This window comes from Microbacterium sp. NFH-22A-Y (genome assembly GCF_021401375.1).
Classification (GTDB): domain Bacteria; phylum Actinomycetota; class Actinomycetes; order Actinomycetales; family Microbacteriaceae; genus Microbacterium; species Microbacterium hominis.
Window position 1 is genome coordinate 1,159,395 of the sequence record NZ_JACBGF010000001.1, and the last position, 26,665, is coordinate 1,186,059.

General features: G+C 72.5%; 28 protein-coding genes. 13 read left to right on the forward strand and 15 right to left on the reverse strand.

Annotated features, from left to right (window positions below; translation table 11 throughout):
- Positions 1 to 19 precede the first annotated feature (19 nt).
- The 4 genes from L0965_RS05480 (at position 20) to L0965_RS05495 (ending at position 2,843) form a co-directional block, all read left to right on the forward strand.
- A complete protein-coding gene (locus L0965_RS05480) occupies positions 20 to 760 on the forward strand; it encodes an aquaporin (RefSeq protein WP_060960074.1) in 741 nt (246 codons plus the stop codon).
- A complete protein-coding gene (locus tag L0965_RS05485; protein WP_101305911.1) occupies positions 757 to 2,145 on the forward strand; it encodes an FAD-dependent oxidoreductase in 1,389 nt (462 codons plus the stop codon). Before L0965_RS05480 ends, L0965_RS05485 begins: the two co-directional genes overlap by 4 nt.
- Positions 2,142 to 2,573 (forward strand): low molecular weight phosphatase family protein, encoded by a 432-nt coding sequence (locus L0965_RS05490; RefSeq protein ID WP_101305912.1) that lies wholly within the window; start codon positions 2,142 to 2,144, stop codon positions 2,571 to 2,573. The genes L0965_RS05485 and L0965_RS05490 overlap by 4 nt, the downstream gene beginning before the upstream one ends.
- Positions 2,574 to 2,690: 117 nt before the next feature.
- Positions 2,691 to 2,843 (forward strand): hypothetical protein, encoded by a 153-nt coding sequence (locus tag L0965_RS05495; protein WP_198553688.1) that lies wholly within the window; start codon positions 2,691 to 2,693, stop codon positions 2,841 to 2,843.
- A 76-nt stretch (positions 2,844 to 2,919) separates the two neighbouring features.
- Here the strand turns inward: L0965_RS05495 and L0965_RS05500 are convergent, their stop codons facing one another.
- Positions 2,920 to 3,465 carry a GNAT family N-acetyltransferase gene (locus L0965_RS05500; RefSeq protein ID WP_101305913.1) on the reverse strand — a complete coding sequence of 182 codons (546 nt, stop codon included), beginning with the start codon at positions 3,463 to 3,465 and terminating at the stop codon, positions 2,920 to 2,922.
- A 43-nt stretch (positions 3,466 to 3,508) separates the two neighbouring features.
- Between L0965_RS05500 and L0965_RS05505 the strand changes: the two genes are divergently transcribed.
- Complete coding sequence (locus L0965_RS05505) at positions 3,509 to 4,153, forward strand: TetR family transcriptional regulator C-terminal domain-containing protein (protein WP_198553689.1); 645 nt, start codon at positions 3,509 to 3,511, stop codon at positions 4,151 to 4,153.
- Here L0965_RS05505 and L0965_RS05510 read toward each other — a convergent pair.
- The gene (locus L0965_RS05510; RefSeq protein ID WP_101305915.1) at positions 4,135 to 4,962 is read right to left on the reverse strand and encodes a GyrI-like domain-containing protein; all 828 of its coding nucleotides are present in this window, start codon (positions 4,960 to 4,962) and stop codon (positions 4,135 to 4,137) included. The genes L0965_RS05505 and L0965_RS05510 overlap by 19 nt on opposite strands.
- Positions 4,963 to 5,067: 105 nt before the next feature.
- Positions 5,068 to 5,271: a cold-shock protein gene (locus L0965_RS05515; RefSeq protein ID WP_060960125.1), complete on the reverse strand. Its 204-nt coding sequence runs from the start codon at positions 5,269 to 5,271 to the stop codon at positions 5,068 to 5,070.
- Between the two features lie 507 nt (positions 5,272 to 5,778).
- Here L0965_RS05515 and L0965_RS05520 point away from each other — a divergent pair.
- Positions 5,779 to 6,579: a hypothetical protein gene (locus L0965_RS05520; protein ID WP_101305916.1), complete on the forward strand. Its 801-nt coding sequence runs from the start codon at positions 5,779 to 5,781 to the stop codon at positions 6,577 to 6,579.
- 136 nt (positions 6,580 to 6,715) lie between these two features.
- Here the strand turns inward: L0965_RS05520 and L0965_RS05525 are convergent, their stop codons facing one another.
- Positions 6,716 to 7,981, reverse strand: a complete 1,266-nt coding sequence (locus L0965_RS05525; RefSeq protein WP_101305917.1) for an APC family permease — start codon at positions 7,979 to 7,981, stop codon at positions 6,716 to 6,718.
- A gap of 167 nt (positions 7,982 to 8,148) precedes the next feature.
- On the opposite strand from L0965_RS05525, the gene L0965_RS05530 reads away from it, so the two are divergent.
- Together L0965_RS05530 and L0965_RS05535 are read left to right on the forward strand one after the other, a co-directional pair.
- The gene (locus tag L0965_RS05530; RefSeq protein ID WP_101305918.1) at positions 8,149 to 8,436 is read left to right on the forward strand and encodes a hypothetical protein; all 288 of its coding nucleotides are present in this window, start codon (positions 8,149 to 8,151) and stop codon (positions 8,434 to 8,436) included.
- A gap of 83 nt (positions 8,437 to 8,519) precedes the next feature.
- Complete coding sequence (locus L0965_RS05535; protein ID WP_101305919.1) at positions 8,520 to 9,263, forward strand: membrane protein insertase YidC; 744 nt, start codon at positions 8,520 to 8,522, stop codon at positions 9,261 to 9,263.
- Here L0965_RS05535 and L0965_RS05540 read toward each other — a convergent pair.
- The 6 genes from L0965_RS05540 to L0965_RS05565 all read right to left on the reverse strand — a co-directional run bounded on the left by L0965_RS05540 (position 9,247) and on the right by L0965_RS05565 (position 17,411).
- On the reverse strand, positions 9,247 to 10,770 hold the full coding sequence (locus L0965_RS05540) for an MFS transporter (RefSeq protein ID WP_060960064.1): 1,524 nt from the start codon (positions 10,768 to 10,770) through the stop codon (positions 9,247 to 9,249). The two genes, L0965_RS05535 and L0965_RS05540, sit on opposite strands and share 17 nt — an antisense overlap.
- Before the next feature lie 70 nt (positions 10,771 to 10,840).
- The gene (locus L0965_RS05545; protein WP_101305920.1) at positions 10,841 to 12,577 is read right to left on the reverse strand and encodes an amidohydrolase; all 1,737 of its coding nucleotides are present in this window, start codon (positions 12,575 to 12,577) and stop codon (positions 10,841 to 10,843) included.
- 49 nt (positions 12,578 to 12,626) lie between these two features.
- Positions 12,627 to 14,228, reverse strand: coding sequence for a carboxylesterase/lipase family protein (locus L0965_RS05550; protein ID WP_101305921.1), 1,602 nt, complete (start codon positions 14,226 to 14,228; stop codon positions 12,627 to 12,629).
- Positions 14,229 to 14,278: 50 nt separating this feature from the next.
- On the reverse strand, positions 14,279 to 14,968 hold the full coding sequence (locus L0965_RS05555; RefSeq protein ID WP_232784010.1) for a GAP family protein: 690 nt from the start codon (positions 14,966 to 14,968) through the stop codon (positions 14,279 to 14,281).
- A gap of 39 nt (positions 14,969 to 15,007) precedes the next feature.
- On the reverse strand, positions 15,008 to 16,750 hold the full coding sequence (locus L0965_RS05560) for a hypothetical protein (RefSeq protein WP_101305922.1): 1,743 nt from the start codon (positions 16,748 to 16,750) through the stop codon (positions 15,008 to 15,010).
- Between the two features lie 10 nt (positions 16,751 to 16,760).
- The gene (locus L0965_RS05565) at positions 16,761 to 17,411 is read right to left on the reverse strand and encodes a response regulator (protein WP_101305923.1); all 651 of its coding nucleotides are present in this window, start codon (positions 17,409 to 17,411) and stop codon (positions 16,761 to 16,763) included.
- An 82-nt stretch (positions 17,412 to 17,493) separates the two neighbouring features.
- Between L0965_RS05565 and L0965_RS05570 the strand changes: the two genes are divergently transcribed.
- Positions 17,494 to 17,901, forward strand: a complete 408-nt coding sequence (locus tag L0965_RS05570; protein WP_157831575.1) for a hypothetical protein — start codon at positions 17,494 to 17,496, stop codon at positions 17,899 to 17,901.
- Positions 17,902 to 17,938: 37 nt separating this feature from the next.
- On the opposite strand, the gene L0965_RS05575 is transcribed toward L0965_RS05570, so the two are convergent.
- Positions 17,939 to 18,787, reverse strand: a complete 849-nt coding sequence (locus L0965_RS05575; protein WP_061782099.1) for a LuxR C-terminal-related transcriptional regulator — start codon at positions 18,785 to 18,787, stop codon at positions 17,939 to 17,941.
- 111 nt (positions 18,788 to 18,898) lie between these two features.
- Positions 18,899 to 19,456 (reverse strand): methylated-DNA--[protein]-cysteine S-methyltransferase, encoded by a 558-nt coding sequence (locus L0965_RS05580; protein WP_101305925.1) that lies wholly within the window; start codon positions 19,454 to 19,456, stop codon positions 18,899 to 18,901.
- A gap of 222 nt (positions 19,457 to 19,678) precedes the next feature.
- Here L0965_RS05580 and L0965_RS05585 point away from each other — a divergent pair, with 222 nt between their 5' ends.
- Both L0965_RS05585 and L0965_RS05590 read left to right on the forward strand, forming a co-directional pair.
- Positions 19,679 to 23,371 carry a DNA2/NAM7 family helicase gene (locus L0965_RS05585; RefSeq protein WP_061782100.1) on the forward strand — a complete coding sequence of 1,231 codons (3,693 nt, stop codon included), beginning with the start codon at positions 19,679 to 19,681 and terminating at the stop codon, positions 23,369 to 23,371.
- A 5-nt stretch (positions 23,372 to 23,376) separates the two neighbouring features.
- Positions 23,377 to 23,568, forward strand: coding sequence for a hypothetical protein (locus L0965_RS05590; RefSeq protein WP_101305926.1), 192 nt, complete (start codon positions 23,377 to 23,379; stop codon positions 23,566 to 23,568).
- 142 nt (positions 23,569 to 23,710) lie between these two features.
- Here L0965_RS05590 and mscL read toward each other — a convergent pair whose 3' ends face one another.
- From mscL to L0965_RS05605, 3 genes are read right to left on the reverse strand one after another with little or no spacing between them, the layout of a single operon-like run.
- The gene (mscL, locus tag L0965_RS05595; RefSeq protein WP_101305927.1) at positions 23,711 to 24,124 is read right to left on the reverse strand and encodes a large conductance mechanosensitive channel protein MscL; all 414 of its coding nucleotides are present in this window, start codon (positions 24,122 to 24,124) and stop codon (positions 23,711 to 23,713) included.
- Positions 24,125 to 24,153: 29 nt separating this feature from the next.
- Positions 24,154 to 24,423 (reverse strand): FmdB family zinc ribbon protein, encoded by a 270-nt coding sequence (locus L0965_RS05600; protein ID WP_060960054.1) that lies wholly within the window; start codon positions 24,421 to 24,423, stop codon positions 24,154 to 24,156.
- Between the two features lie 19 nt (positions 24,424 to 24,442).
- On the reverse strand, positions 24,443 to 25,039 hold the full coding sequence (locus tag L0965_RS05605) for a 5-formyltetrahydrofolate cyclo-ligase (RefSeq protein WP_060960053.1): 597 nt from the start codon (positions 25,037 to 25,039) through the stop codon (positions 24,443 to 24,445).
- An 81-nt stretch (positions 25,040 to 25,120) separates the two neighbouring features.
- Here L0965_RS05605 and galU point away from each other — a divergent pair, with 81 nt between their 5' ends.
- Complete coding sequence (gene galU, locus L0965_RS05610) at positions 25,121 to 25,999, forward strand: UTP--glucose-1-phosphate uridylyltransferase GalU (protein ID WP_060960052.1); 879 nt, start codon at positions 25,121 to 25,123, stop codon at positions 25,997 to 25,999.
- A 36-nt stretch (positions 26,000 to 26,035) separates the two neighbouring features.
- A complete protein-coding gene (locus L0965_RS05615) occupies positions 26,036 to 26,665 on the forward strand; it encodes a GNAT family N-acetyltransferase (RefSeq protein ID WP_101305928.1) in 630 nt (209 codons plus the stop codon).

The window sequence follows — 26,665 nt, forward strand, 5'->3', positions numbered from 1 at the left end:
CGTCAAGATGAGGGAACCCATGAACACGATCGCGTTGCTGCGCCGCGTCGGCGCCGAGCTCCTCGGCACCGGGCTTCTGGTGACCGTCGTCGTCGGCTCCGGGATCGCCGCCGCGCGGCTCTCAACCGATTCGGGCCTGCAGCTGTTGGAGAACTCGATCGCGACCGCGCTCGGCCTTGCGGTGCTGATCCTGCTGCTCGGCCCGGTCTCCGGCGCGCACTTCAACCCCGTCGTCTCCCTCGCTGACACCCTCCTCGATCGTCGGCACGGCACCGGCATGCCGTTGCCGCTCTCGGTGTTCTACATCGTCGCGCAGGTCGCCGGGGCGATCCTGGGGGCGATGCTCGCCAACGCCATGTTCGAGATCCCGACCTCCATCGCCACCACCGCCCGCGCCACTGCGGGGACGTTCCTCGCGGAGATCGTCGCGACCGCCGGGCTGGTGCTGCTGATCTTCGGCCTGGCCCGCGCGCGCCGCACCGCCCCGACGATCGCTGCGGCGGTCGGGGCCTACATCGGCGCCGCGTACTGGTTCACCAGTTCCACCTCGTTCGCCAACCCCGCCGTGACCATCGGCCGGATCTTCACCGACACCTTCGCGGGCATCGCCCCGACGTCGGTGCTCCCGTTCCTGGCTGCGCAGCTGTTCGGCGCCGGCATCGGTGTCGCCCTCGCGGTGCTGTTGTTCCCGCGCGCCACCGTCACTGCGGACGACCTCGCCGTCACTCGTACCCTCACCGACCCCAAGGAAGCCTCATGACCCACATCGTCGCCATCGGCGGCAGCGACGCCGGCATCTCCGCCGCGCTGCGCGCCCGCGAACTCGACCCGACCGTCGAGGTCACCGTCGTGGTCGCGGACGCCTACCCGAACTACTCCATCTGCGGCATCCCGTACTTCTTCTCCGGCGACGTGAAGCCATGGCAGTCCCTCGCGCACCGCACCCACGCGGAGCTGGAAGCCACCGGAATGCGCCTGCGCCTGGACACCCTGGCCACCGGCATCGACGTCGCCGGGCAGCGGTTGAGCATCCGCGACCAGCACGGCCGCGAGGAACAGCTCAGCTACGACGAACTGATCGTCGGCACCGGCGCCCTCCCGGCCCACGCCGGCATCACCGGCCTCGACACCCTCGGCCCCGACGACGGGCTGCACGTCATCCACTCCATGGGTGACACGTTCGCCCTGCAACGGCAACTCGAGGAACAGAATCCCGGCTCGGCGATCATCATCGGCGCCGGCTACGTCGGCCTCGAAATGGCCGAAGCGTTCACCGCACGCGGCATGCACGTGCTGGTCCTGCAGCGCGGACCCGAAGTCCTCTCCACCCTCGACCCCGAGCTTTCCGGGCTGGTCCGCACCGAACTCGAAGACCACGACGTGCTCGTGCACACCGGCACCACCGTCCACACCGTCGAGAAGACCGCCGAAGGCCTCATCGTCCGCGGCACCCGCAACGGGCAGCCCGTCACCCACACCGCGCAGCTGGTCCTCGCCGTCGTCGGCGTCCGCCCCAACACGACCCTCCTCGAACAGGCCGGCGCGACCCTCGGGCCCGGCCGCGCCGTCGTCGTCGACGAGCAGATGCGCACCGGCCTGCCACACGTCTTCGCCGCCGGCGACGGCGTCATCACTCACCACCGCCTCCTCGGGCTCACCTACCTGCCCCTCGGCACCACCGCCCACAAGCAGGGCCGCGTCGCCGGGGAGAACGCGCTCGGCGGCACCGCCCGATTCGCGGGATCCGTCGGCACCCAGGTCGTGAAAGTCTTCGACCTGGTCGCCTCCCGCACCGGCCTGCGCGAGGACGAAGCCATCGCCGCCGGCTACCGTCCCGCGACCACGCAGATCGCCGCCGACGATCACAAGCGCTACTACCCGGGCGCGCAGCCCATCAGCATCCGGATCACCGGCGACACCCAGAGCGGCCTGCTGCTCGGCGCGCAGCTGGTCGGCCGCCTCGGCACCGAAACCGCCAAGCGCGTGGACACCTACGCCACTGCCCTGTTCGCCGGGCTCACCGTCGAACAGATCTCAGACCTCGACCTCTCCTACACGCCCCCACTCGGCTCCCCGTGGGACGCCGTCCACGTCGCCACACAGACCTGGTCCCGCACCCACACCCCCGCAGGAGTCCTCGCGTGAGTAGCACTCCCACCGTCCTGTTCATCTGCCAGCACAACGCCGGTCGATCCCAGCTCGGCGCACACCTTCTCGCTCACATCGCCCCCGGACAGGTGAACGCGACCAGCGGAGGACTCTCACCCGCCGAGCACATCAACCCGGTCATCGCCGAAGCCCTCGGCGAGTTGGGCATCGACACGAGCGCGGCCGTTCCGCGCGCCGTCACGGCCGCAGACCTCGCCGCGGCGGACATCGTCGTCACCATGAAGCCCCGGCTTGCTCTCCCCGGACCGGTGAGCGGGCGTCTCGTCGAATGGGAGTTCCTCGACCCCGAGAACTGGGGCATCGACGGCGTCCGCGGTCTTCGCGACCGCATCCTCGCCCACATCCGCATCCTGGCAGCTGACCTGGGCACCACGGCCGCGTCGAGCGGGCAGGTCGCCGGCTGAGGGTGCGCTCCACGTGGACTACGCCGCGCCCGCGGGTGTCGAGGTCGAGCTGGCCGCGGATATCGCCGATCGCGCGCGCCGCGTCCCGCCTGCGGCGCTCGCTGGAAGACTGTGACCGTGCCGGGCTTTCATCACGTCGAACTGTGGGTCGCAGACCTTCCGGGAGCGCGTCGCGAGTCGGGCTGGCTGCTGGGCGGACCGGATCACTACGCGGGCTGGTTGGAGAACTCCGCGGGAGCCAAAGCCGAGATCGTCGCCGACGGCCGCTGACGACCCGCTCCTGCGCGGATCGAGCGCGGGCGAGCGCGGCGCTCCGGAGGTGGCCGCACGCGTCCGGCGAGCGGGGTCACGCCGGGGCGAGGTCCTCGCGCACCAGTGCCCACACCTGCTTGTCGTGGAACACCCCGCCGTTGAGCCAGGCGCCGCGCAGGGTACCGTCCAGCGTCATCCCCAGCCGTCGCGCGACCGCGGCGCTGCGCTCGTTGTCGGCCCGGCAGCGCCACTCGACGCGGTTCAGGCCGCGTTCGCGCAGCGCATACTCGACGAGCACCCGGGACGCCGCGGTCACCAGTCCCCGCCCCTCGCCCGCGGGCTCGAGCCAGCATCCGATCTCGCAGTGGCCGGCGGCGGCGCTGAAGGCGACGAACATCACGCCGCCGACCAGGCGCCCGTCCGCCCAGATGCCGAACAGGCGCGCGCCGTCGTCGGCCGCACTCGCCGCGTAGCGGTGCAGCGTGGCGCGGGCGCCCTCGACGGTGTCCGTGACGAACGAGGGGCCTACCCAGGGGCGGATGTGCTCGCGCGCCCGCTCCATGTGCGCGGCGAACTCGTCGGCGTGCCAGAGCTCCAGAGGTCGCAGCTCGGCGGAGGGGGAGAGGACTGGATGAAACATGTACGCCTTCCATAACGATCGTTATGTCGGGCAGTCTAGACCCATGCCTCCTGCCGAGCGGACCCGCCGCGACCGTCAAGCGGAGGTGGCCGAAGCCGTCTGGCGCGTGCTGGACCGCGACGGTTTCGTCGGGCTTTCACTGCGTGTCGTCGCCGCCGAGATGGGCGCGACGACCGGAACCGTGACGCACTACTTCCGCTCGAAGAAGGAACTCACCGACTACGCACTCGACCTGCTCGCCGCGCGCCGGGCCGCGGATGCGGGATCGCCGTCGGAGAGTGCTCGATCGGCGCTGCGGGCGGCGCTGCGCGGCATGCTGCCGCTCGATCGGCCGTCACGATCGGCGACGCGCATCTGGGTGAGCTCGTGGGATGCCGCGCTCGCCGAGCCCGACCGTGCGGCCGCGCACGCCCAGCGCTATCGCGACAGCCGCGCCAGACTCGCGCTCCTCGTGGCGGCGGTCCTCGACGAGACGTCGACCCACCCGGACGATGCGGCCGCGATCGCCGAGCAGCTGCACGCCACGATGCTGGGCATCGCCACTCAGGCGGTGCTCGACCCCGGGGCGTATCCGCCCGAGCGCGTGGCGCGGCTGGTCGAGGCGGCCATCGCCCGATGGGTCACCGATCCGACGGAGGCCGGTGGCCCCTCGGGCGACGGCGCGCCCACTCAGGCGAGCGGTTCGTAGACCTCGGTGATCAGCTCGGCCGGGCCCACCTCGGCGGGCGTGTTCAGGTAGATGTTGAACGCGCGTGCAGCCAGCGCATCGTCGCTGCGCGGACGCAGCCCGTCGGCGGCGATGCGTTGGTTGATGAGGTCGTGCGCGGCGGTGATCTGATCGTAGGGGCCGACCACGCGCGCGACGAGGCAGTCGCGCGCGGGAAGCTCGACGAGCTCGAGCGGGGCCTCGACGCGCGTTCCGGGGGCGACGGGCACGAAGATCGAGAGGTCGACGTCGCGCTCGGTGTACTGATCGTCGTGCTCGATCACGCCGCACGGACCGAGCGGCGCGATCGACTGCGCGCCGAGAGCGGGCATCATCCGCTCCCAGAGCTGGCCCTCGTCGGCGTAGGTGGGCACGGTTCCGCGCAGGCACGCGAGCGTCATCGCGGGAACGGTGGTGCGACTGACAGTGATGGACATGGGTGTTCCTCCGTGGTCGAGCAATCTGTTGATGAGAGAGACACGTCCCTGGGCCGCGCGCTGTTCCTCGAGCAGGGACTCGCGCTGCGGGCGCAGCGCCGTCGTCCATTCCGGGGTGTCGCGGGCGGCGAGGAGGATGCCGATGGCGGAGACGCCGAACCCGACGTCGCGCAGATTGCGGATGTCAGCGGCATCCTGGAGCTGACGTGCCGCATAACGTCGGTACCCGCTCACGCGGTCGACGTCGGCGGGCACGAGGACTCCGTGGAGGTCGTAGTGACGCAGCATGCGCACGGAGAGTCTGCTCAGCGAGCTGAACTGTCCGATCGTCATGAGATCCGTGGTCTCGGCCATGAGGTCATGCTCCCGCGTGACACGGTGTGAGAGTCAAGTCCGTCGCGTGAACGGGAAGAGCCCGCCCCGACGATCGTCGGGACAGGCTCTCTCGCGCGGTCTGGGTCAGAGCGCGCGGATGTTCGCGGCCTGCATGCCCTTGGGGCCACGCTCGGCGTCGAATTCCACCTTCTGGTCTTCGCGCAGCTCCTTGAAGCCGTCGGTGACGATTGCGGAGAAGTGCGCGAACAGGTCGGCGGAGCCGTCGTCCGGCGCGATGAAGCCGTAGCCCTTCTCGGAGTTGAACCATTTCACGGTGCCAGTGGCCATCGTGTCTTTCCTTCTGTTTTTCGGGCCGCCGGGGCGGCCGGGTGTGCCGAGTCGACGAATGCGACGCGGACGTGTGGGGGTCTTGTGAGCGGTCGAGAGCGCCGCGGTCACGGCGGCTCGAGCCAGCAGCGGGCTGGTGTGGATGCCGAGGTCTTCGCCGCGCGCGCCGTGCGCGTGGGCTCCGGCGAGCGTGTCGGCGACGAAGCCGGCGTACTCACCGGCGATCGTGGCGACGTGAACGTCGGCGTCGGCCTGGCGCCAGAGGACCTCTGGCGAGGTGGGAGGGAAGGTCATGAATCGTTTCTGTAGCGCGCGATCACAGTGGTGCGCGGGCGGCGAAGGATGCCGCTGGTCGTAGATGGCGGTCCGAGGAGATGGCTCTCGGCATCGAGAGGGACGGAACGGACGCGTGCCCGAGATACGGGACGGTCAACTGTAGCACCCGATGCCTGTGAAATGGCCGGGCCGGCTCACAGCGGTGGGCGGGTGCTGACATACAGTCGAGGGATGCGACGTTCCCTCCCCGCCGTGTTGATCCTCGCCGCCGCGACCGGAGCCCTCGCGTTCACGTCGTGCGCCGCGGGGGTCACGACGCCCGCCGCCTCGCCCACGACGACCGCCGGCGCGGCCGCGTCCTCGCCGGGGCCGTCCGCATCCGTGTCCGGCGCCGTCGGTGCTCCGGCGGTCTGCGACGCCGTCGAGCTGAAGCCCGGGGCATCGGCCGCGGGCTCGGATCTGGCCGCGTGCGTCGTGGGCTTCTCGCGTGCCGCGGGAAGCGGCCGCGAGACGTTCACGGCCTCCGACGGCAGCTCGGGGCAGGCGGATTTCGTCTTCGGCGACGCGCCCGCGATGGCGGGAACCGTGACGGGGGCGGACGGCTCGACCTCGTTCGTGCTCACGCCCGATGCGGCGTGGATCACGATCGACGGCGTGTGGGTCGAGGGCGACGCGAGCAGCACCGACCCGAAGCGGATGCTGGCGGGCACCGTGGGGCAGGCCTATCGGGCCTTCGCCGATCCGTCGGCCACCACCGCCGTCATCTCGGCATCTGCGTCGTGGACGGTGCAGACCGATCAGGACGTCCTCACGCTTCCCGACGACACCGAGGTCCCCGCGTGGCGGCTCCAGTCCGACGCCGCCTTCACCGCCGTGGGGGCCGACGTCCAGGAGATGGTCGTGTGGCTGACGTCGGCCCACGTGCCGGTCGGCGTCCAGGCGACCGCGAGCGTCGGCGGCATCCAGACCACCACCGTGCAGCACTACTACGGGTGGGGGACGCCGGTCGCGATCACGACGCCGCAGCCGTGAGCGCCGGATCTCGCGCCCAGCTCGCGCGCGTCGCGGCGGTCGCGCTGTCTGCGTGTGCACAACGTCGGAACAATGCCCGCGCCGCCGCCCCGTTTCGCGGGATCTCGCGCGCCCGCCCGCGGTTCTCCGACGTTGGTCACGCGCGCGGCGTGACGCCCTCCGCGCGGCGGCGCAGCGCCCGGTAGCCGACGCCGACCGCCACGACCGCCGCGCCGCCGACGATCGAGGGCCAGGGGAGCGTCGCCACGAGGACGGCGCAGCCCACCGCGCCGACGATCTGCAGCACGCGCGGGAAGCGCCGCGCCGCGGCACCCTGCCGATACGCCGCGACGTTCGCGATCAGGTAGTACAGCAGCACCCCGAACGAGGAGAACCCGATCGCCGCACGGAGGTCGGTCGTGAGGATCAGCACGCTCACGACGGCGGCGAGGGCGAGCTCGGCGCGGTGCGGCACGGCGTAACGCGGGTGGACCGCCGACAGCCACCGCGGCAGGTCGCCCGCGCGGGCCATCGCGAGGCTGGTGCGCCCGATGCCCGCCACGAGAGCCAGCAGCGCGCCCAGGGATGCCGCGGCAGCGCCGACCCGCACGACGGGCCCGGTCCAGGTCCAGCCGCCCGCGGCGGCCAGCTCGGCCAGCGGCGCCGGGGAGGCGGCCAGCCGCTCGGGCCCGAGTGTGGCGAGCGCCGCCACGGCGAGCGCGACGTAGACGATGAGGGCGAGGACCAGCGCGATGACGATCGCGCGCGGGATGGTCCGCTGCGGATCGCGCACCTCTTCGCCCATCGTCGCGATGCGCGCGTAGCCGGCGAAGGCGAAGAAGAGCAGCCCCGCCGACTGGAGGATCCCGTACCAGCCGTGATCACCGGGCGCGATGGTCAGGTTGGCTGTCGTCGCCGCGCCGGATGCCGCGGCGGCCACCACCACGAGGACGAGCACCGACAGCACCACGACGACGATCGCTCGGGTGAGACCGGCCGTCCGCGTCACCCCGAAGGTGTTGACGATCGCGAGCACGATGACGACCGCGACCGCGACCGGCCGCTGCCACGCCTCCGGCACCGCGTACGACGCGAAGGTCAGCGCCATCGCGGCACAGCTGGCGGTCTTGCCGATGACGAACGACCAGCCGGCGAAGAAGCCCGACCAGGGGCCGATCATCTCCCGGCCGTACACGTAGGTGCCGCCGGATGTCGGGAACTGCGCGGCGAGCTGAGCGGACGACGTCGCGTTCGCGTACGCGACGACCGCCGCGATCGCGAGACCGATCAGGAGCCCGCCGCCGGCCGCCGCGGCCGCGGGTGCGAAGGCGGCGAAGACGCCCGCGCCGATCATCGATCCGAGACCGATGGCGATCGCATCGATCAGGCCCAGCCGTCGTGCGAGCGCCCCCGACGCGCTCATCGGGGAGTGCTCGTCGACGACGGTCGTCGGGGCGCGGAGCGGGAGGTCACGCCGGGAGTGTACTCGGCGCCCGGCAACGCCTCGTGAACGGGTGCGCGCGACGCGCGTCGCGCGTGGACGGGGTGCTCTCCGCTACCCTGGGCAGCACCGACGGGAGGAGGCGGGCCATGATCGACACGCTCCGTTCCGTCGTGCGGGAGCTCATCTCCGGCATCGGCATGCTGGCGCCGGACGTCGCGCAGATCGGCGCGCTGAGCGCCGTGGCGGTCGCGGTCGCGACGCTCGCCGTCGTCGTGCTCGTTGCGACCGCCGCCTCCACCCTCGAGGGCGCATCGCCCACGCGCGTGCGGTCGGCGCGGTCGCGACTGCTCGCTGCGCCGCTGGCGCAGAGCGATCCGGACGCTCCGGGGCATGTCCTGCGGCGCGGTCCGAGTCGGGCGGCACCGGCCGCCTAGCCACGCCGCGCGCGCCATCGCGCCTCGGCATCCCTTCGCGGTCGACCAGCCCACTCTGATCGCCTCGTTGGAACGGATGCCCCGTGGACCTCTTCGCCCTGCCGCCGGTGGCGGCCCTGCTCGACCTCGTCTCGACAGGCCTCATGGCCGTGATCGCCTTTCTCACCCCTGTCGCCGGACCGCTCGCGGCCGGCTTCTCCGTCGTGCTCATCACTCTCGGCGTGCGCATGCTCCTCATCCCGGTCGGGATCGCCCAGGCCCGGGCGGAACAGGCCCGCTCGCGGCTCGCTCCCCGTCTGCAGGTGCTGCGGCAGCGGCACCGGACGGACCCCGACCGTCTCCGGCGCGAGACGATGGCGCTCTACCGCGAGGAAGGGGTGTCGCCCTCCGCGGGATGCCTGCCGCTCGTGCTGCAGGCTCCCGTCGTCGGCCTCGTGTACGCCGCCTTCCTGCACGCCTCGATCGCGGGCCACGGCAACCCGCTTCTCGATCAGACGCTCCTGGGCGTCCCGCTCGGACGCAGCTTCGTGGGCGCGGTCCTCGCGCAGCAGCTGGATGCCGCGACGGCGATCGTGATCGGTGTGGTCGTCATCGTGATCGCCGTCGTGGGCGAGCTCACGCGGCGCCTGCTGCTGCCGTCGGCGGACGCGCGGTCGAGCGTCGCCGCGGCGCATCCGGTCGTCGGTGCGCTGCAGTTCGCGACCGCCGTGGTCGCGCTGTTCGTGCCGCTCGCCGCGGCGGTCTATCTGATGACCACCGCTGCCTGGACCCTGGGGCAGCGCCTGATCCTGCGGCGCCGGTACCCGCCGTTCAGCGCGCCGAGGTGAGGCCGCGGTGCGCGCGGGCGATCAGGGCGGCGCCGACGACGCTGACCACCAGGGCCACGACGGCCATGCCCAGCATGAGCGCGCCGAAGCCGTCGCGGTAGGCGCCGAGGGCGGCATCGAACACCGCGGCATCCGGACGGGTTCCGTCCTTCGCGTAGGCGCCGACGCTCGTCAGAGCGGTCTGGACGGCGGCATCCGACATGCCCGATGACGACAGCCGCGAGGTGATGCCGGCCACCGTGAGCTGCGTGACGACGACCGTCGACAGCGCCGTTCCCAGCGAGTAGAAGAGCTGACCGAAGGTGGTGCGCGAGCTCGTGACCGGGCCGTAGAACTCGGCGGGCGCCTCGCTGAGCACGAGGGTGCCGTAGGGGAGCGCGGCGGCCGTGATCCCGAGGGCGATGAGGATGCCGGCGGGGACGAACGCCAGCGGTGAAGCGGCATCGCGGGCGAGGAACGCCGCACCGAACCCGGCCGCGGACAGCACGCCGCCGACGAGCAGGGAGGTCTGCGGGCTCATCCCGCGGGTCATGAGCCGCCCGAGCACGATCGCGCCCAGGATCGAGGTGACCGACACCGGCAGCTGCCACACCGCCACCGTGCCGGGGGTGAGCCCCAGGACGTACTGCCACAGGTTCGAGAGCTGGAGGAAGGCGACCGCCCCACCCGCGTTGAACACGAACCCGGCGCACAGCGCGGCGAGGAACAAGGGCCGGCGAAACAGTGCGACGGGGAAGAACGGATGCGCGACGCGCGTCTGCGACCACACGAACGCGCCGAGAAGCAGCGCACCCAGTGCGATCGCCGCCCAGGTGAGGGGGCTGCGCAGCGAGGACGCGAGCTGGGAGACGCCGAACAGCAGCACGACCATGCCGGTGATGAGGGCGATCTGTCCCCACACGTCGCGCTTCTCGGTGACGCTCGGAGCCACGGCCGGCAGCAGGGCGAGCACCGCGGGGATGCTGAGCGCGGACAGGAGCGGCACGAGCAGGAACGCCAGCCGCCAGTCGGCCCCGGCCAGCATCCCGCCCGAGAACGTGAAGACGACGCCCGCGGCACCCGAACACGCCGCGAACGTCGCGACCGCGGCGGGCAGGCGACCCGGCGCCGCGAGCACCTGGATGTAGGCGAAGGCGGCCGCGTAGACCGCTCCCAGACCGACGCCGGACACGGCCTGCCCGAGGATGTAGACCGCCGGCACCGGGGCGGCGGCGACGATCAGCTGCCCCACGAGCCCCGTGACGAGGGCGGCGACGAGCATGCGCCGACGTCCGATGCGGTCGGCGAGCAGGCCCGTCGTGATGACGGATGCCGCGATCGCGAGAGTTTGCATCGAGGCGGCGAGCGCCTGGTCTCCGCCGACCATGTCGAGGCCGCGGCTGGCGCCGACGAGTGCGGTCGCGGCGATGTTCGGCGCCGAGCCCTGCACGGCGGCGAGGACGCCGAGCAGGGGGACGGCGAGGACGGAGGGGGAGCGCACGACGGACGTCGGCAGGGTGCTGGTCATGAGAGGCCTTCGGGAGAGGGGGGAGGCGAGGAAAGGGGACAGGCGGGAAGGGGGGGTGGGCGGCGAGCGGTCAGGCGGAGAACGCCGGGACGCCGTCGATGTAGGTCGCGTGGACGGCGATGTCGTCCCAGCCGGCGGGATCGCTCGTCCATGGATCGGCGTCCACGACCGCGAAGTCCGCGCGCATGCCCGCGCGGAGGCTCCCGCGATCGTCGGCGTGGATCTGCCAGGCGGCATCCGCGGTGATCGCGGCGAGCGCCTGGGCGGGCGTGGCGCACTCCTCGGGCGCGAGCACCGATCCGTCGGCTTCGAGGCGGCGCAGGACGGCGGTCTGGGCGGCGTGCAGCGGGTGCACCTCGGTGACGTTGTAGTCCGAGTGCAGGCTCGGACGCAGCCCCGCACGCACGGCGGACGCGAGGCGGTCGAGCCGTGCCGCGCGGTCGGGTCCGAGGATCGTGTCGCGGAAGGCGGCACCCCAGTAGTAGACGTGGTCCATCAGGAAACTCGGCGAGATGCCCGCGGCCGCCATGCGCACGAGCTGATCGTCGGTCGTCACGGACGCGTGCTCGAACCGGTGGCGCAGGTCGCCCCGACGCCCGGGGAGCAGCTCCTCGGCGGCGCGCAGCGCGAACTCCACCGCCGCATCGCCGTTCGTGTGGATCATCAGCTGCCAGCCGTCGTCGAGGCCGGCGCGCATCACCTCGCGCAGGCTCTCCGGCGTCCAGTTCGCGTGGCCGCCCGAGGTCTCGCCCAGGTACGGCTGCAGGAAGTAGCCCGACCGGCCCTGGTTGGAGCCGTCGGCGACGATCTTCCAGGCGTCGGCGCGCACCATCTCGTCTCCGCTGAAGGGGGTGACCCCCGCCTCCTTCCACGCGGCGGCGGCCTCGAGCGGACCCGCGCAGCCGGCGAGTGCGGAGAACTGGGCCGTCGACACCCGCACGGGCAGGCGGGCAGCGCCGTTGAGCGCGTGCAGCATCGCGATCTCGCTCACCCCGGCGAGCGTGCCGGTCATCGCCTCGCGCATCGACGTGACGCCCCGGCTCGCGAAGGCGGTGAGCACCTGCCGGATGCCGCGGGCGATGTCCTCGCTCGTCGGCCGGGGCAGCCGCGCCAGCAGCATCGTGACCGCGGGGGACTCGCCGACCACACCGGTGAGGCGCCCGTCGACCTTCTCGAGCGTGCCGCCGACGGGTTGCGGCGTGGCGTCGGTGATGCCGGCGGCATCCAGTGCCGCGCTGTTGGCGTAGGCGAAGTGCATCGACGCGTTCAGCACGATCACCGGGCGGTCCGTCGCGACCCGGTCGAGGATGTCGCGCGTCAGGACGGGCTCGCCGGGGTAGAGGCTCGGGTCGAAGAGCTTCGCGAGGACGTACTGCCCGGGGGGCGTCGCGGCGGCGGCCGCGGTGAGCGCGGCCACGACGTCGTCGAAGCGCGGGCAGGCGCTGTGCGACACGTCGGTCCAGTCGAGGGTGAGCAGCGACACCCAGATGTGCGCGTGGGGCTCGATCAGGCCCGGGATCACGACACCGTCCGGTGCGAGCGTCGTCGTGGCGGGGCCGGTGAGCGCGTCGAGGTCGGCGCGGGAGCCGATGCCGACGATGCGCCCGCCGGCGACCGCCATCGCCTCCGCCGTCGGCGCGGCCGGGTCGCCGGTGGCGATGCGGCCCACGACCAGCAGGTCGGCGGCCGAGGCGGCCGGGTGCGCGGAGGCGTGGCGCGCGGGCGTGATCGTCGCACCCGCCGTGGCGATGGCGGGGGCGAGATGGGTGCGGCTCAGGGGTGCGGCAGCGCTGCACGTGTCGGACATGATGCTCCTCGAGGGGGGTGGGGCGGGGCGAAGCCGGCGCGATGGGGGATCAGTGGAAGTCGAGGACCTGGTCGCCCCAGGCCGCGCGCAGCGGCGCGTCGAGGTCGTCGACGACGCTGTCGTGCCGCTCGATCACCAGTGTGGCGCGGGCGATGTCCGCGGCGTCGGTCGATGCGGTGGCGTAGGCGGGCCAGTGGGGCGCACCGGGCACGCCCTCGGCGTCGGGGGTGCGCCCGTGGGCGAAGGCGGTCCAGCGGTCCTGCATCCGCACGGAGATCTCCTCGCCGGAGCGCTTGCCGCCGAGACGGAACGTGAGGTCCTTGGGGCCGCTGGAGAAACTGCCCCAGAGGTAGGCCAGCTCGCTGCCGTGGGTGGCGCCCAGCCCGATCAGCCGGAGGAAGGGCGTCGCGTGGTCGAAGCGGTACAGCCAGACGTCGGCGACCCGGCTGTGGCCCTCGGCGATCCACAGGGTGGGCATCCGGAAGCCGATGTCGCGGGCGACGCCCAGCCCCACCATGTTGTGGCGCACGTTCTCGTAGGCGGTCTGCACCTGCGCGACCGACGGCAGCTCGACGGTGGGGTTGTCGGCGGCCATGTCGGTGAACATCTTCATGATGCGCTCCTCGGTGATCGGGATGAGCGGCGACTTCATGAACTTGAACAGCGAGGCCTCGTCCTTGTTGGTGCCGATGATGAGCGGCACGGGCAGGCCGCGACCCTCGTGGAGCACGGTGGCGGGCGCCTCCGGCAGCAGCTCGCCGTCGACGATGGGCGCGAAGGCCAGCGTGCCGGGCGCCTCATCGGGCACCTGCGCGTACACGGCCATCCCCGCCGCGACGAGTCGGTCGGCGGATGCCGCGCGCAGCGCGGCTGCGGCGGCCGCGGCATCCGTGGTGTCGATGCCGAGCTCTCGGGTGAAGCGCTCGGCGACGTCGCGGGCGCGGTCCACGCCGTACATGCTGGAGGCGGGGGAGGACTGCGCGATGGCGCGGTGGAAGAGCCCGGCCGCCGACGGTGTCGCGAGCAGCGTCGTGACCAGGCCGCCCCCGGCGGACTCGCCGAACACGGTGACCCGACCCGGGTCGCCCCCGAACGCGGCGATGTTCCCCTGCACCCAGCGCAGGGCGAGCAGCACGTCCTTCAGGGCGAGGTTGCGGTCGAAGCCGCCGTCGGGCAACAGGCCCGACAGATCCAGGAAGCCGAACGCGGCCAGCCGGTAGTTGACGGTCACGACGACGACGTCACCGCGGTCGACGATCGACGTCGCGTCGTACATCTGCTGGCTCGACGCGCCGAAGGTGTAGGCCCCGCCGTGGATCCACACCATCACCGGTCGCGCCGCGGCGGTGTCGGTGCCGGGTGCCCAGACGTTGAGGGAGAGGCAGTCCTCGTCCAGCACCGCATCGTCGCCGAGGGCGATCGCCGGGGTGCGCACCTGCGGGCAGGCGGGGCCGAACGCGGTCGCGTCGACCTCGCCGTCGGCGGTCGCCGCGGCGACCGGGTCGCGCCAGCGGCGATCGCCCGTGGGCGCCTCGGCGTAGCGGATGCCGCGCCAGGAGCGGACGCCCTCGCGGACCAGCCCGCGGAAGGTGCCCGCGGGGGCGGTCGTGACGCAGGCGACGGTGGGGGTGTTCTCGATGGTGTTCGACATGACGGCCTTCTTTCGGGGATGCGCGGGAAGCGGAGAGGGGAGGACGCCGGTCAGGCGACCAGGCGGTGGATGACCTGTGCGGCCTCGTTCGCCGCGAGGATCGCGAACAGCACTGTCATCATGGCGGCGTTGTGGGCGATCAACTGGGATTTCAGTGCCTGCAGGCCACGGTGCACGTGTGCGGAGCCGGTCAGCTCGACCAGGGCGGGCACGATCAGCAGCAGCGAGCCGGTGATCGCGACGGCGAGGCAGAGGATCACGCCGATGAGGGGCGTCACGTGCGCCTCGCCGATGACGGCACCCGCCTTCAGAGCCAGCGGGATGTTCTTGGTGTTGGTGATCGCCATGACCAGCCCGAGGCCCACCGCAGACAGAGGGGTGACGCCATCGATCGCCGCGAGCCATTTCGGTGCGACGGCCGGCTGGCCGTGCGGAGGGCGTCCCGCCCAGCTCGCGATCGCGAAGACCGTGAACCCGATGGTCAGCACGATGGCCAGCACGAGCGAGACGATCCGCGAGTCGGCGCCGTTCGCCGACGATGCGCGGGCGGCGCCCGCGGCGCCGAGGCCGACGACCGCGACCGAGACGAGCGTGAACGCGGCGGTGTACACCGGAGCGCAGGCCCGCCCGCGGGGGGAGAGGAGGATCGCCACCACGGCCACGATCGGCAGGGGGGACAGGAGCATCCCCACGGCGAGGGGGAGGAGGGTGTGCAGCTCGTTCACGTCGGTTCCGTTCATCGGCGGGTCCCGACCGGATGTCGGGGCGCGATGACGACGTTATGACCCGGGTGTCGGCGCCTCTCCGCGATGTTCGGCTGACACGACAGGAGGGGCGGGGGCGAGCGGCAGCGCCGCCTCGAGCACCGCTCCGCCCGCCTCGGCGCGCAGGCGCGCGCCGAGATCGCGCACGTGCGACGCGGGGCGCAGCTGGGCCCCCGTCGGCGCCGTGCCGAAGGAGCGCACCTCGACGCGCAGCCGCGGCCCGGCGCCGGTCGGGGCGACGTCGAGGAGAACGCGAGCGCGCTTCTGCCCGCTGTGCTTGACCGCGTTGAGGAGGCCCTCGGCGACCACGTCGTACGCGTCGCGCGCCGCCCACGGATCCCGGTCGAGCGCCGTCGCCGCCGCCGGGCTGACGCTCGCGTCCAGGTCGATCACGCGCCCCCACGTCTCGGTGAGGGCGGCGAGCGCCGCGGCGTCGGCCCCGCCGTCCCCGGCGGCGTACGTCGACGGCATCCGGTGCAGGAGGTCGCCGAGCCGGTGCTGCAGCAGGGCGATCTCGTCCGGGGTCGCCGCGGGATGCACGAGCACGAACTGCACGCAGGCGCCCTGGCCCTCGCGGTGCAGCAGCTCGGCGGTGCGGCGCAGCCCCTCGCGCACCGGGCGTGCCCCTTCCCTCGTCGCGCGCTGCGCGTGCGCGACCGCGCCGGACAGTCGCCGCTGCTCGCGTCGCAGCGCGTGCAGCGCGCCGGCGCACAGTCCGCCGGCGAGGGAGAAGGCCAGGTAGTCGACGGCCGGCAGCACGGCGACGACTCCGTGGTGGCCGTCCGCGAGGGCGAGCAGCGAGAGCAGCACGCCGGCGCCGGCCGCCGTGCCGAGGTAGGTCGCCGCGGCGGCGTGCGCGCTGCGCGCCAGGGCGCGTCGGCGCGAGACCCCGTCCACGATCGCTCCCGCGAGCGCCACGGCGAGGAGTCCGACCGCCAGCTCGGACGGGGTGCTCGTGCGCAGCGCGTAGGGCAGGGTGCAGGCGATGTAGACGACGGTCACCGCGCCGCGCGGCGGCAGTCGGAACGGCGGAAGTCGCCGGCGCCCGCCGCGCCCCGGGGGGCCGACGGGGGCGGGCGCCGTGACGGCGTCGCCGGGCGCGAGCGGTTCGTCCGCCAGATGCTGCAGTCGATGGCTCCAGGCGCGGAAGCCGACCGCGCCGAGTTCGCGCACCGGGTCGGTGCCGTCGTGCATGCCCAGCCGCTCGACGGCGACCGTGAGCGCGGATGCCGCGGCCTCCACCTCCCGCCGCGCGACGCGGTCGGCGTGGGCGGCGCGCGCACCCGCATCCGCCAGCTCGTGGGCCACCTCGCGCAGGAGCGCGTTGGTGCGCCGGAGGGTGCGCAGCGCGTTCTCGAGCACCGCGACGACGGCCAGCACGACCGGCCACACCACGACGTTCGTCGCGATGCGGAACGGCAGCTGCGCGGCGGCCGGCGCCGGCAGGCCCAGCGCGCTCGCCCACGCATCCTGCACGATGGGACGCAGCGCCGCGCACACGACGATCCCCACCACGATCGACACCGCTCTGACGCGGCGACGGGGGAGGCGCCGCTCCAGGGCGGCGAGCAGGCCGAGCGCCAGCACGAATCCCGCCGTGGTCAGGGCGGTGGCCGGGGCTACCGCTCCGACGTCGACGCCCGCGCCGACCGGGGCCATGATCGTGAGCGAGAGGGGCGCCGTGAGAACGAGCGACCACACGCTCAGGAAGCGCCCTCCCGAGGCGGCGGCGCGCACCGCGAGCAGCAGCCGCCTCATCGGGCGGTGCTCATCGCACGGGGCCGAACGCCGCGAGGTAGATCGCGGCGGCGGCGACGCGGGGACTCACCGTCGGATCGCCCGTGACGTCGAGTCTGTCGAACAGTCGACTGATCGAGCGCTCCACGGCCCGCAGGGTCGATCCCGACTCCTGCGCGATGCGCTCGTTCGACCAGCCACGCGCCACCATCGCCAGGATCTCCAGCTGGTGCCGGGTCAGTGCGTCCAAGCCGTCGCGAGACCCTGCCGCGGGCGCGGCCGTCGCCTCGGGCTCGCGCCGTGTCGACAGTGCGCGCTCCACCGCCGAGACGAGTGTGTCAGGGGAGTCCAGATCCTGCTTGGCGACGAAGACGGCGTGCGCGATCCCCATCGCCGTCGCGCCCGCAGCGGCCCGCGGATAGCTGCTGAGGAAGACGATCGCCAGATGCGGGGCGAGCTCGGCGAGCATCGCCGCCAGCTCGGCCCCGGAGGGGCGGCTGCCCAGGTCGATGTCGGTCAGCAGCGCGTCCGGGTCGAAGTCGGCGAACAGCCGCGTCGCGGTCGCGGCGTCGGCGGCCGACGCCGTCTCGAACCCGTGCCGCTCCAGCAGGTCGCACACGAGCATGCGCAGTGCGGCCTGGTCCTCCACCACGAGCACACGACGCGTCCAGTCCGAGCCCACGTGATCACCATAATGCCCGCGCCGACCGTGTCGTCGCGGTGTGATCCTGGGCATCGGCTGCGCCGGGTGCCATCATGGCGTCATGAGCGTCTCCCGCCGCATCCCGATGGTCGTCGTCGTCGTCGCCGTCCTGGTCGCCCTCACCGCATGCGCGTCGGGCGGGGGCGCGGGCACTGCCACCCCGTCGGGCGGCGGGACCGCCGTGATCGCGCCCGTGACGATGAGCGCGAACGACCTCCAGGGCGCCACCGTCGATCTCGTCGTCGGCCAGAGCCTCAACATCCTCACCGGCGACCTCGCGGGCGACAGCTACACCGCGACGGTGTCGGATGAGCGCGTCGCCGAGTTCGTCCCCGGTGGCACGAAGGGGGGTGCCGAGTTCAATCCCGGTGTCCGCGCGCTCGCGGTCGGCGAGGTGACCGTCGTCCTCGCGAACGCGGACGGCGGCATCCAGGATGTGACCTTCACCGTCGACGTGACCGCCGGCTGATCACCCGAGCGAGGCGGCCTCGCCGGGGCGGGCGTCGTCAGGGGAGCAGTCCCGCGCGGCGCGCCCGGGCCACCGCGGCGTGGCGCGTGCCGGCGTCGAGCTTGGACATCGCCGCCTGCAGGTACGACTTGACGGTCCCCTCGCGCAGGCCGAGCGCGAGGGCGATCTCGGCGTTGGTCTGGCCGAGCGCGGCGCACGACAGCACGTCGATCTCGCGCGGCGACAGCCGGACGTCGAGCGTCTCGACGGCGGTCCCGTCTTCGCGGGTCAGCGCGGCCAGGCGGCGTTCCACCTCGCCGAGTCGTCGGCGGATACCCGCATCCGCGACGTCGGCGGCGATGCCGCGCAGCTGCGCGTAGGCGTCGCGAAGCTCCTCCCGGGCGGCGACGTCGACTCCGGTCGCGGGTGAGGTCGTGAGGGCCAGGCGCCGGCCCACTTCGTCGCGCACGCGCAGCTCGGTCGCCAGATCCGTTGCGACCTGGAGCGCGGTCCGCGCCGTCGACTCGCCGAACGGCGCCGGCGACCACGAGCCGCAGTACAGCACGCCGCGCGCGCGGCCCGAGACGACGACCGGCACCGCGAACAGGGTCGAGATGCCCTCCCCGAGGATGGCGCGGTCGTAGTCGTGGGTGATGTTGCGCGACGACCGGTAGTCCAGCGCGAGACGCGGGCGCCGCTCGACGAGGGCGCGTCCGCCGAGGCCGCGTGTGGCCTGTACGACGAGACCGGACAGATGCGGCGTGCGATTGCCGACCACCGAGGTCACCTCGACCGCGTTGGCGCGTTCGAAGCCGCCGAAAGCGACCGGAAGGCCGGTGCGGGTGGCGAGCTCGCCGACCGCTTGGGCGAGCAGATCGTCGTCGGTAGCGAGCGGCGTCACAGCCATCTCGCCTCCCTCATTTCGGGGGTGACGGCCGCGTCACCCGTGCCGACGACGATACCACCGGCCTCCCGCGGGACGGCGAGCGGGCCCCGCCGGGAAGGCGCCGCGACCGGCCTACACGGTCGCGGCGCCTTCGATCGACGTGGGCGGGACCGCACCGACGCGGGCCTCGAGATCGAGCAGGAAGCGCTTGCGTTCGGGATGCCCGCCGTACTCGCCGATCGAGCCGTCGGCGCGCACGACGCGGTGCGCCGGCACGACGATCGAGATCGGCGTGCGCGCGCACGCCGACCCCGCGGCACGGTGCGCGCCGGGAGACCCCGCCCGCACCGCGACCTCGCCGTACGACGCGGTCTCCGCATAGGGGATCTCGCAGATCGCCTCGAGTGCGCGTCGGGCGAAGCCGTCGACGGTGCCGAGGTCGATCGGCAGCGCGAACGTGCGCCGGTGGCCGGCGAAGTACTCGTCGAGCTGGTCGACGACGTCCGCGGCGGGGCCGTCGTCCGGTACCAGAACGGCACCGAGCCGGGCGCTGATCTCCTCCAGATGTCGTTCGAGCTGGCCGGGCGACCCCTCGAGGACGTCGAGGAAGGCGAGGCCCCCATCGGCGACGACGATGAGGGCCTCGCCGATCGGTGTCGGGTGCACCGAGAATGCGGGAGTCGAGGTCATGCGTCCATGATGGCGTCGGCCGCGGACGCGAGAGCCCCTTCCCCCGTCGGCGGTGGACACTCCGGAGGTCTCCGGGTGTGGGGAGGAGGCGATGGTCCGCCCGCATCCGGCATTCTCATCCGCCACATCCGCCCCAATACCGGCAAAACCCGCCGCGCCAACCGGGAACGCCGTGATCGGGACTTTAAGGTGTCGAGTGTGTGGAGAGCAGACGATGGCGCCGTGCGAGGCGTGGACGACGCCGACCACGGGTACGCCGTGACCCCCGCCGACCTCGACCTGTCGGAGCCGGGCGTCGTCGTGGCGCACGTCGCGGCCGGCGAACGCGCACGGCTGCGCGAGGAGTCGGGCTGGCTGGGCGGGCGCTCGACGCTCCTGCACTACACGGATGCCGGTGACGCCGGCATCGACATCACGAAAGCGCATCCCGGGAGCCTGCCGCAGTTCATCACCGGCCGCTCCACGTTGCTGTCCAACCTCTTCCGCGACGAGGTCGCGCTGCGCACCGCACGCCTGGCCGCCGAGCGCATCGCCGCCAAGGACGTCGAGCTGCGCACGACGCGCGGACTGGACACGGTCCACCTCGCCGTCGGCGTCGCGGCCTGGCGGATCGGCGGCGTCGCCTATGCGGCGCCCGTGCTGCTGCGCCCCCTCGCCATCCGCCGGCACCATGCCGACTTCGACCTCAAACTGCACGGCGCCTTCACGATCAACCCCGAGCTCGTCGTCGCGGCACGCACGCATTTCGGCATCGTCATCGACGGTCGCGCGCTCGCGGAACTCGCCTACGACGCGGGCGTCTTCAAGCCGCAGCCGGTGATCGACCACCTGCGGGCGCTCACCGCCCACGTCGACACGTTCACGGTGCAGCCGCGTCTGGTGGTCTCGACCTTCGCCGACGTCTCCTCCCCGATGGGCCGCGACGCCGAGACCCTCGACCACCCGATCCTGAACGCCCTGGCCGGCCACGAGTCCGATCGGGAGGATCTCACGATCGTGCGGACCCCGCCGCCGAGCGTGAGCTCCGACGAGCGTCCGCCCGCCGCCGACCGCCTGCTCCTCGACGCCGACGCGGAGCAGGAGGCGGTGCTGGCGCGCATCGTCGCGGGCCAGTCGCTCGCCGTCCACACCCTGCCCGGCACGGGCGGCACCCAGACCGTGATCAACGCCGTCGGCGAGCTCGTCCGCGCGGGCAAGCGCGTGCTGGTGGTCAGCGCACGGCGTTCCACGCTCGAGGGCGTGCGGCACCGCCTCGGCGGCATCGGGCTTCCCGGGCTCGCCGTCTCACCCCGCCACCTGCACCGCGACCTGATCCGCGCGATCACCCGCAACGAGAAGGCCGAACAGCCCAAGGTGGCCGACGTCGACGACGCCCTCGTGCGGCTGCGCACCGTGCTGCGTGACTATCGCGACGCCCTCACGCAACGGCATCCGCGGGTCGAGGTCTCGCCGCTCGAGGCGCTGCGCACCCTGACCACGATCGCGGCGATGACGCCGCAGCCGTCGGCATCCACCCGTTTCGACCTCGCCACGCTGCAGTCGCTCGGCACCCGCCGCGCCGAAGCCGCGCAGGCGCTGGCGACCGCCGCCCGCCTCGGCGAGTTCCGCTTCGGCCCCGACGACTCGCCGTGGTACGGGGTCGCGTTCGCGTCCACCCAGGAGGCCCGCGACGCCCACGCCCTCGCCGGACGCCTCCACCGCAGCGACGTGCCGGCGATGCTCGAGCGCGGCTACGAGCTCATCGCCCAGACGCGCATGCGTCCGTTCTCGACGCTCGCCGAACTGGGCAGCTACGTCCAGTTGCTGCAGGGCATCCGCGCGTCTCTCGACCGTTTCAGCATGACGGTGTTCGAACGCCCGCTCGGAGAGCTCATCCAGGCGCACGCTCCGCGTCGTGACGCGCCCGCCATGACCTCGCCGCAGCGCCGCCGGTTGAAGAACCTCTCCCGCGAGTACGTGCGACCCGGCATGCACATCACCGACATGCACGAGTCGCTCGTGCGGGTGCAGCAGCAGCGCACGCAGTGGCAGCAGCTCGTCGACCCGGGTGTCATGCCCGAGATCCCCCTGGGGCTGGACGACGTCGCGATGGCGTGGCAGCGGGTGTCGGCCGACCTCGCCGCGCTCGACCGCGCCCTCGGGCGCACCGAGCCGCTGTCGTCGCTTCCCATCCCGTACCTCCTGCGGACCCTCGCCGGTCTCGCCGCCCGCTCCGACGTGTTCGACAATCTGGTCGAGCGCGCGACGCTGCGCGGTGAGCTGGCCGAGATGGGGCTGGAAGACCTCCTCACCGAGCTGTCGGTGCGCCACGTGCCGGAAGAGCACGTCGCCGCGGAGTTCGAGTTCGCCTGGTGGCAGTCGGCGCTGGAGGCGATGCTGCGCTCGGATCGCGCACTGCTCGGCGCCAACACCTCGGTCGTCGACCGTTTGGAGCGCGACTACCGTCTCGTCGACGAGGCGCACGCCGCCTCGGCCGGACCGCTGCTGGCGGCGGAGCTGGCGACCACCTGGAAGATCGCGGTCGTCGACGAGGCCGGCGAGGCCGCGGCGCTCAAGCAGGTGCTGCGCGGCCCGGGAGCGACCGCGGCGGAGCTCGTCGCCGCGGCGCCGGCTCTCGTGCGCACGCTGGCGCCGGTCTGGCTCGCATCCCCGTACGAGGTGCCGGCGATCCCCGAGACGCCCCTGTTCGACGTGGTCGTCATCGCGGATGCCGCGGCCCTGTGCTTGGCCGAGGCGGCCCCGGCGCTGCGGCGTGCGCGTCAGGTCGTCGTGTTCGGCGACCCGGTCACCCAGCGCCCGACGCCGTTCCGGGTCGGGGCGGGCCACCCGACGCCCGACGACGAGCCCGAGGTGCCGTTCGACCACGTGAGCGTCTTCGAGCGGCTGTCCGAGCTCGTGCCGGTCGAGACCCTCACCCGCAGCTACCGCGCGGGCGGCGAAGACCTGGCAGAGCTCGTCAACGGCGCGTTCTACGGGGGCCGGCTCGTCTCGTTCCCCTGGGCGGGCTCGTACCTGGGGCGCGGAAGCCTCAGCGTCGACTACGTCGAGGGCGGCACCGGCACCCCCGATCCGATCACGGGCGCCGTCGAGAGCCCCGACGCCGAGGTCGCCCGGGTCGTCACCCTCGTCGTCGAGCATGCGGTCAACCGGCCCACCGAGACGCTCATGGTCGTCACCGCGTCGGTGCGCCACGCCGAGCGCGTGCGCGCCGCCGTCGCCGCGGCGTTCGCGGGTCGCTCGGATGTCGCCGAGTTCGTCGGCCGTGACACGGCCGAGCCGTTCGCCGTGCTGGGCCTGGAGGAATCGGTCGCCGAGAGCCGCGACCGTGTCGTGTTCTCCCTCGGCTTCGGACTGACCAAGCACGGGCGTGTCCTCAGCGACTTCGGAGACCTCTCCGGGGCGGACGGAGAGCGTCTGCTCACCGTCGGCATGACACGGGCGCGCCGCTCGATGGTGATCGTCTCCTCGATCCGCCCGTCGGCGTTCGACGAGGGACGGCTGGAGTCCGGCGCGGCGATGCTGATGTCGATCCTCGGCGGCATCGCGGCGCGGGCGCGGGAGTCGCGTCTGGAAGACCTCGCCGACCCCCTCACGCTGACGTTGGCCGGTGAGCTTCGCGCCCTGGGCATCGCCGTCGACGTCGACTACCGCGGACTGCTGCCACTCGTCGCGCAGCACCGCGGCAAGGCCGTCGTCGTGGAGAGCGATTCCGACAGCATCGGCGAGACCCTGCGCGAGAGCCTGCGGCTGCGGCCCCAGGTGCTGCGGCGTCTCGGCTGGCACTACGTCCGCGTGCACGCGTTCGACCTCTACAGCGATCCCGCCGGCGTGGCCGCACGGATCGCGGCGATCCTGGGCGCGTCGCCCGAGACGCCGAAGGCCGAGACGGCGACCCAGCCGCTCGACCTGCGCTGACGGCGATGTCGGACGCCCATCGTCAGCGCGTCGAACGCGTGCCCGGCTCGCGGCGCGCGCGGCTCACGCCGGCACCCGGCACCGATCCGTCGCCGGAGCTGCCCGCGCAAGCGCCCGACGCCCCGCAGCCGACGGGCGGCGGGGCGTCGGGGCCGAACGACGATCGGATGCGGCGGGACGTCCCGCCGCACTACTGAGGGCGTTTCGACTCGCTGCGCTCGCTCAACGACCGGGGGTGTGACGGGCGCTCGCTCAACGACCGGGGGTGTGACGGGCGCTCGCTCAACGACCGGGGGTGCGACGGGTGCTCGCTCAACGACCGGGGGTGTGACGGGCGCGTCAGCGCTGTGCGGCGTTCTGCTCCAGGAGGTCGCGGATCTGGATCAGGAGCTCCTGCTCGGTGGGCAGCTTCGACTCCGGCTCCTCCGCGACGCCGGCCTTGGCGGCCTGCCGCTCCTTGAAGTGGTTCATCGGCACCACGAAGGCGAAGTAGACGACGACGGCGACGGCGAGGAAGCTGATGACCGCCGAGATGAGGGTGCCGATCGGGAAGATCACCTCGCCGTAGAGCCCGTTGACGGGGATGCCGATGTTGCCGTTGGCATCCGCCTTCCAGAAGAGTGCGATCAGGGGGTTGATGATGGCTTCCACCACCGCATTGACGAGCGCGGTGAAGGCCGCGCCGATGACGACGGCGACGGCGAGGTCGATGACGTTGCCGCGCATGATGAAGTCTTTGAAGCCCTTGATCACGGTTCCTCCGATTCTCCGGCTCCCGCCGGTCACGACCCCGACGGTGCGGGCGAGGACTTCGCCTCGGACTTCGATGATGTCGAAGTCGATCCGCCGGCGCCAGGTGCCGCGCCGGAGGTGGACGCACGCGAGTCGGTGCGGTAGAAGCCCGACCCGTTGAAGGTCACGCCGACCGAGCCGTACTGCTTGCGCAGCGCACCGCCGCATTCCGGGCAGACCGTGAGCGCCGCGTCGGCGAAGGACTGGACGGCATCGAAACGGTGGCCGCACTGGGTGCAGGCATAGGCGTAGGTGGGCATGTGTCCTCCGGGGAACGGCTCAGCGTCGCGGTGCCGCGAGCGCGACGGTGCGGGTGGGGGTGACGACGCCGGTGACCGGCTGATCGTGGAGATCGCGCGGCACCTCGTCGAGGATCTCGGCGTCGAAGACGACCGCGTAGACGGGAGGGCAGTGCTCCATCGACCCGAGGGTCTTGTCGAAGTAGCCGCGTCCCCACCCGAGTCGCATCCCCGTGCGATCGACCGCGGCGGCGGGGATGATCAGCAGGTCGACGTCGTTGACGGCGAGGGGGCTGAGCACCTCGCCGACGGGCTCGGGCATGCCGAACAGGCCTTCCGCGATGTCGGCGCCCGGCTCGGCCACGACCCAGTCGAGGAGCCCGTCGGCGCGCGTGACGGGCAGCAGCACGCGGATGCCGCGCGCCACGGCATCCGCGACGAACTCGTGCGTGCCGGGCTCGGTGGGAGCGGAGAGGAAGCACGAGATCGAGCGGGCGCCGAGGCGGTCGACGAGGGCGTCCAGCTGCTGCTTGACCCCGGACGCGTCGGCGGTTCGCATCGCCTCCGACCGCTGCTGACGACGCTCGCGCAGGTCGGCGCGCAGTGCGCGCTTGGCGTCGTCGATCCCGTCGGTCATGGTCCGATTGTAGGCGGCGCGGCGAGCGGGGCGCCCCGCAGACGGCACGGAAGCGTCAGCGGGCCCCGATAGGGTGTCGCCATGTCTTCCCCCGCCATCAAGGCCGTCATCCCCGCCGCAGGACTGGGCACGAGATTCCTTCCCGCCACCAAGGCGATGCCGAAGGAGATGCTGCCCGTCGTCGACAAGCCGGCGATCCAGTACGTGGTCGAGGAAGCGGTGAAGGCGGGCATCGACGACGTGCTCATCATCCTCGGGCGCAACAAGAACAACATCTCCAACCACTTCGACTCCGTGCCCGAGCTCGAGTCCAACCTGCTGACCAAGGGCGCCCACGAGAAGCTCCGCGCCGTCCAGCAGTCCACCGAGCTCGCCGACATCCACTTCGTCCGCCAGGGCGAGCCGAAGGGGCTGGGCCACGCCGTGCTCCGCGCGCGTCATCACGTCGGAGAGGCGACGTTCGCGGTGATGCTCGGCGACGACCTCATCGATGAGCGCGACGAGCTGCTCTCCACGATGATCTCGGTGAACGCGGCCTCCGGGCTCACCGTCATCGCGCTCATGGAGGTCGACCCCGACCACATCCACATGTACGGCGCGGCCGCGGTCGAGCCCACCGACGACCCGGGGGTCGTGCGGGTGACGGGTCTCGTCGAGAAGCCCAAGAAGGAGGACGCCCCGTCCCACTTCGCCGTGATCGGCCGTTACGTGCTCACCCCGGGCGTCTTCGACATCCTCGAGCGCACCGAGCCGGGCAAGGGCGGCGAGATCCAGCTCACCGACGCGCTGCAGGAGCTGGCGGTCACCGACGGCGTGTTGGGAGTGATCTTCCGCGGTCGTCGCTACGACACCGGCGATAGGGTGGACTACATCAAGGCCATCGTCCAGCTGGCGGCCGATCGCGACGATCTCGGCCCCGAACTGCGACCTTGGTTGAAGGACTTTGCGGAGAAGCTCTAGCGCTGCTCCCGACGCGGCGCACACGAGGGGGAGCCGGTGGAGTTGACGGCACCGCGCGAGCACGGTCCGATCTCGATCCGACTCATCAAGCAGCGCGATGCCCGCGTCCTGCAGTCGGAACTGCTCGGCAACCGCGCCTGGCTGCGGCCGTGGGAGGCCACGAGCCCCGACGGCCCCGTCTCGTTCGACATGCGTCTGGGCATCCGGCGGCTGCTGCAGCAGTATCGCGACGGCGGCGGCGTGCCCTTCGTCATGGAGTACGACGGTGAGATCGCCGGTCAGCTGAACGTGTGGGGGATCGCCCGCGGCTCGCTCTCGTCGGCGACGATCGGCTACTGGGTGAGCGAGCGGTTCGCCGGGCGCGGCATCACACCGACCGCCGTCGCGCTGGCGACGGACGTCTGCTTCCGCGAGCTCGGTCTGCATCGCATGGAGATCTGCATCCGTCCGGAGAACCGGGCGAGCCTGCGGGTCGTCGAGAAACTCGGTTTCCGCTACGAGGGGCTGCGGCGGCGCTTCATCCACATCGCCGGCGACTGGCGCGATCACTACGCGTTCGCCCTCGTACGCGAAGAGGTCCCCGACGGAGTGCTCCAGCGCTGGCTGCAGGGGCGCGCGCCCCAGGATGCCGCCACGATCCCTGTGACGGATCGTCCGACGGGCTGA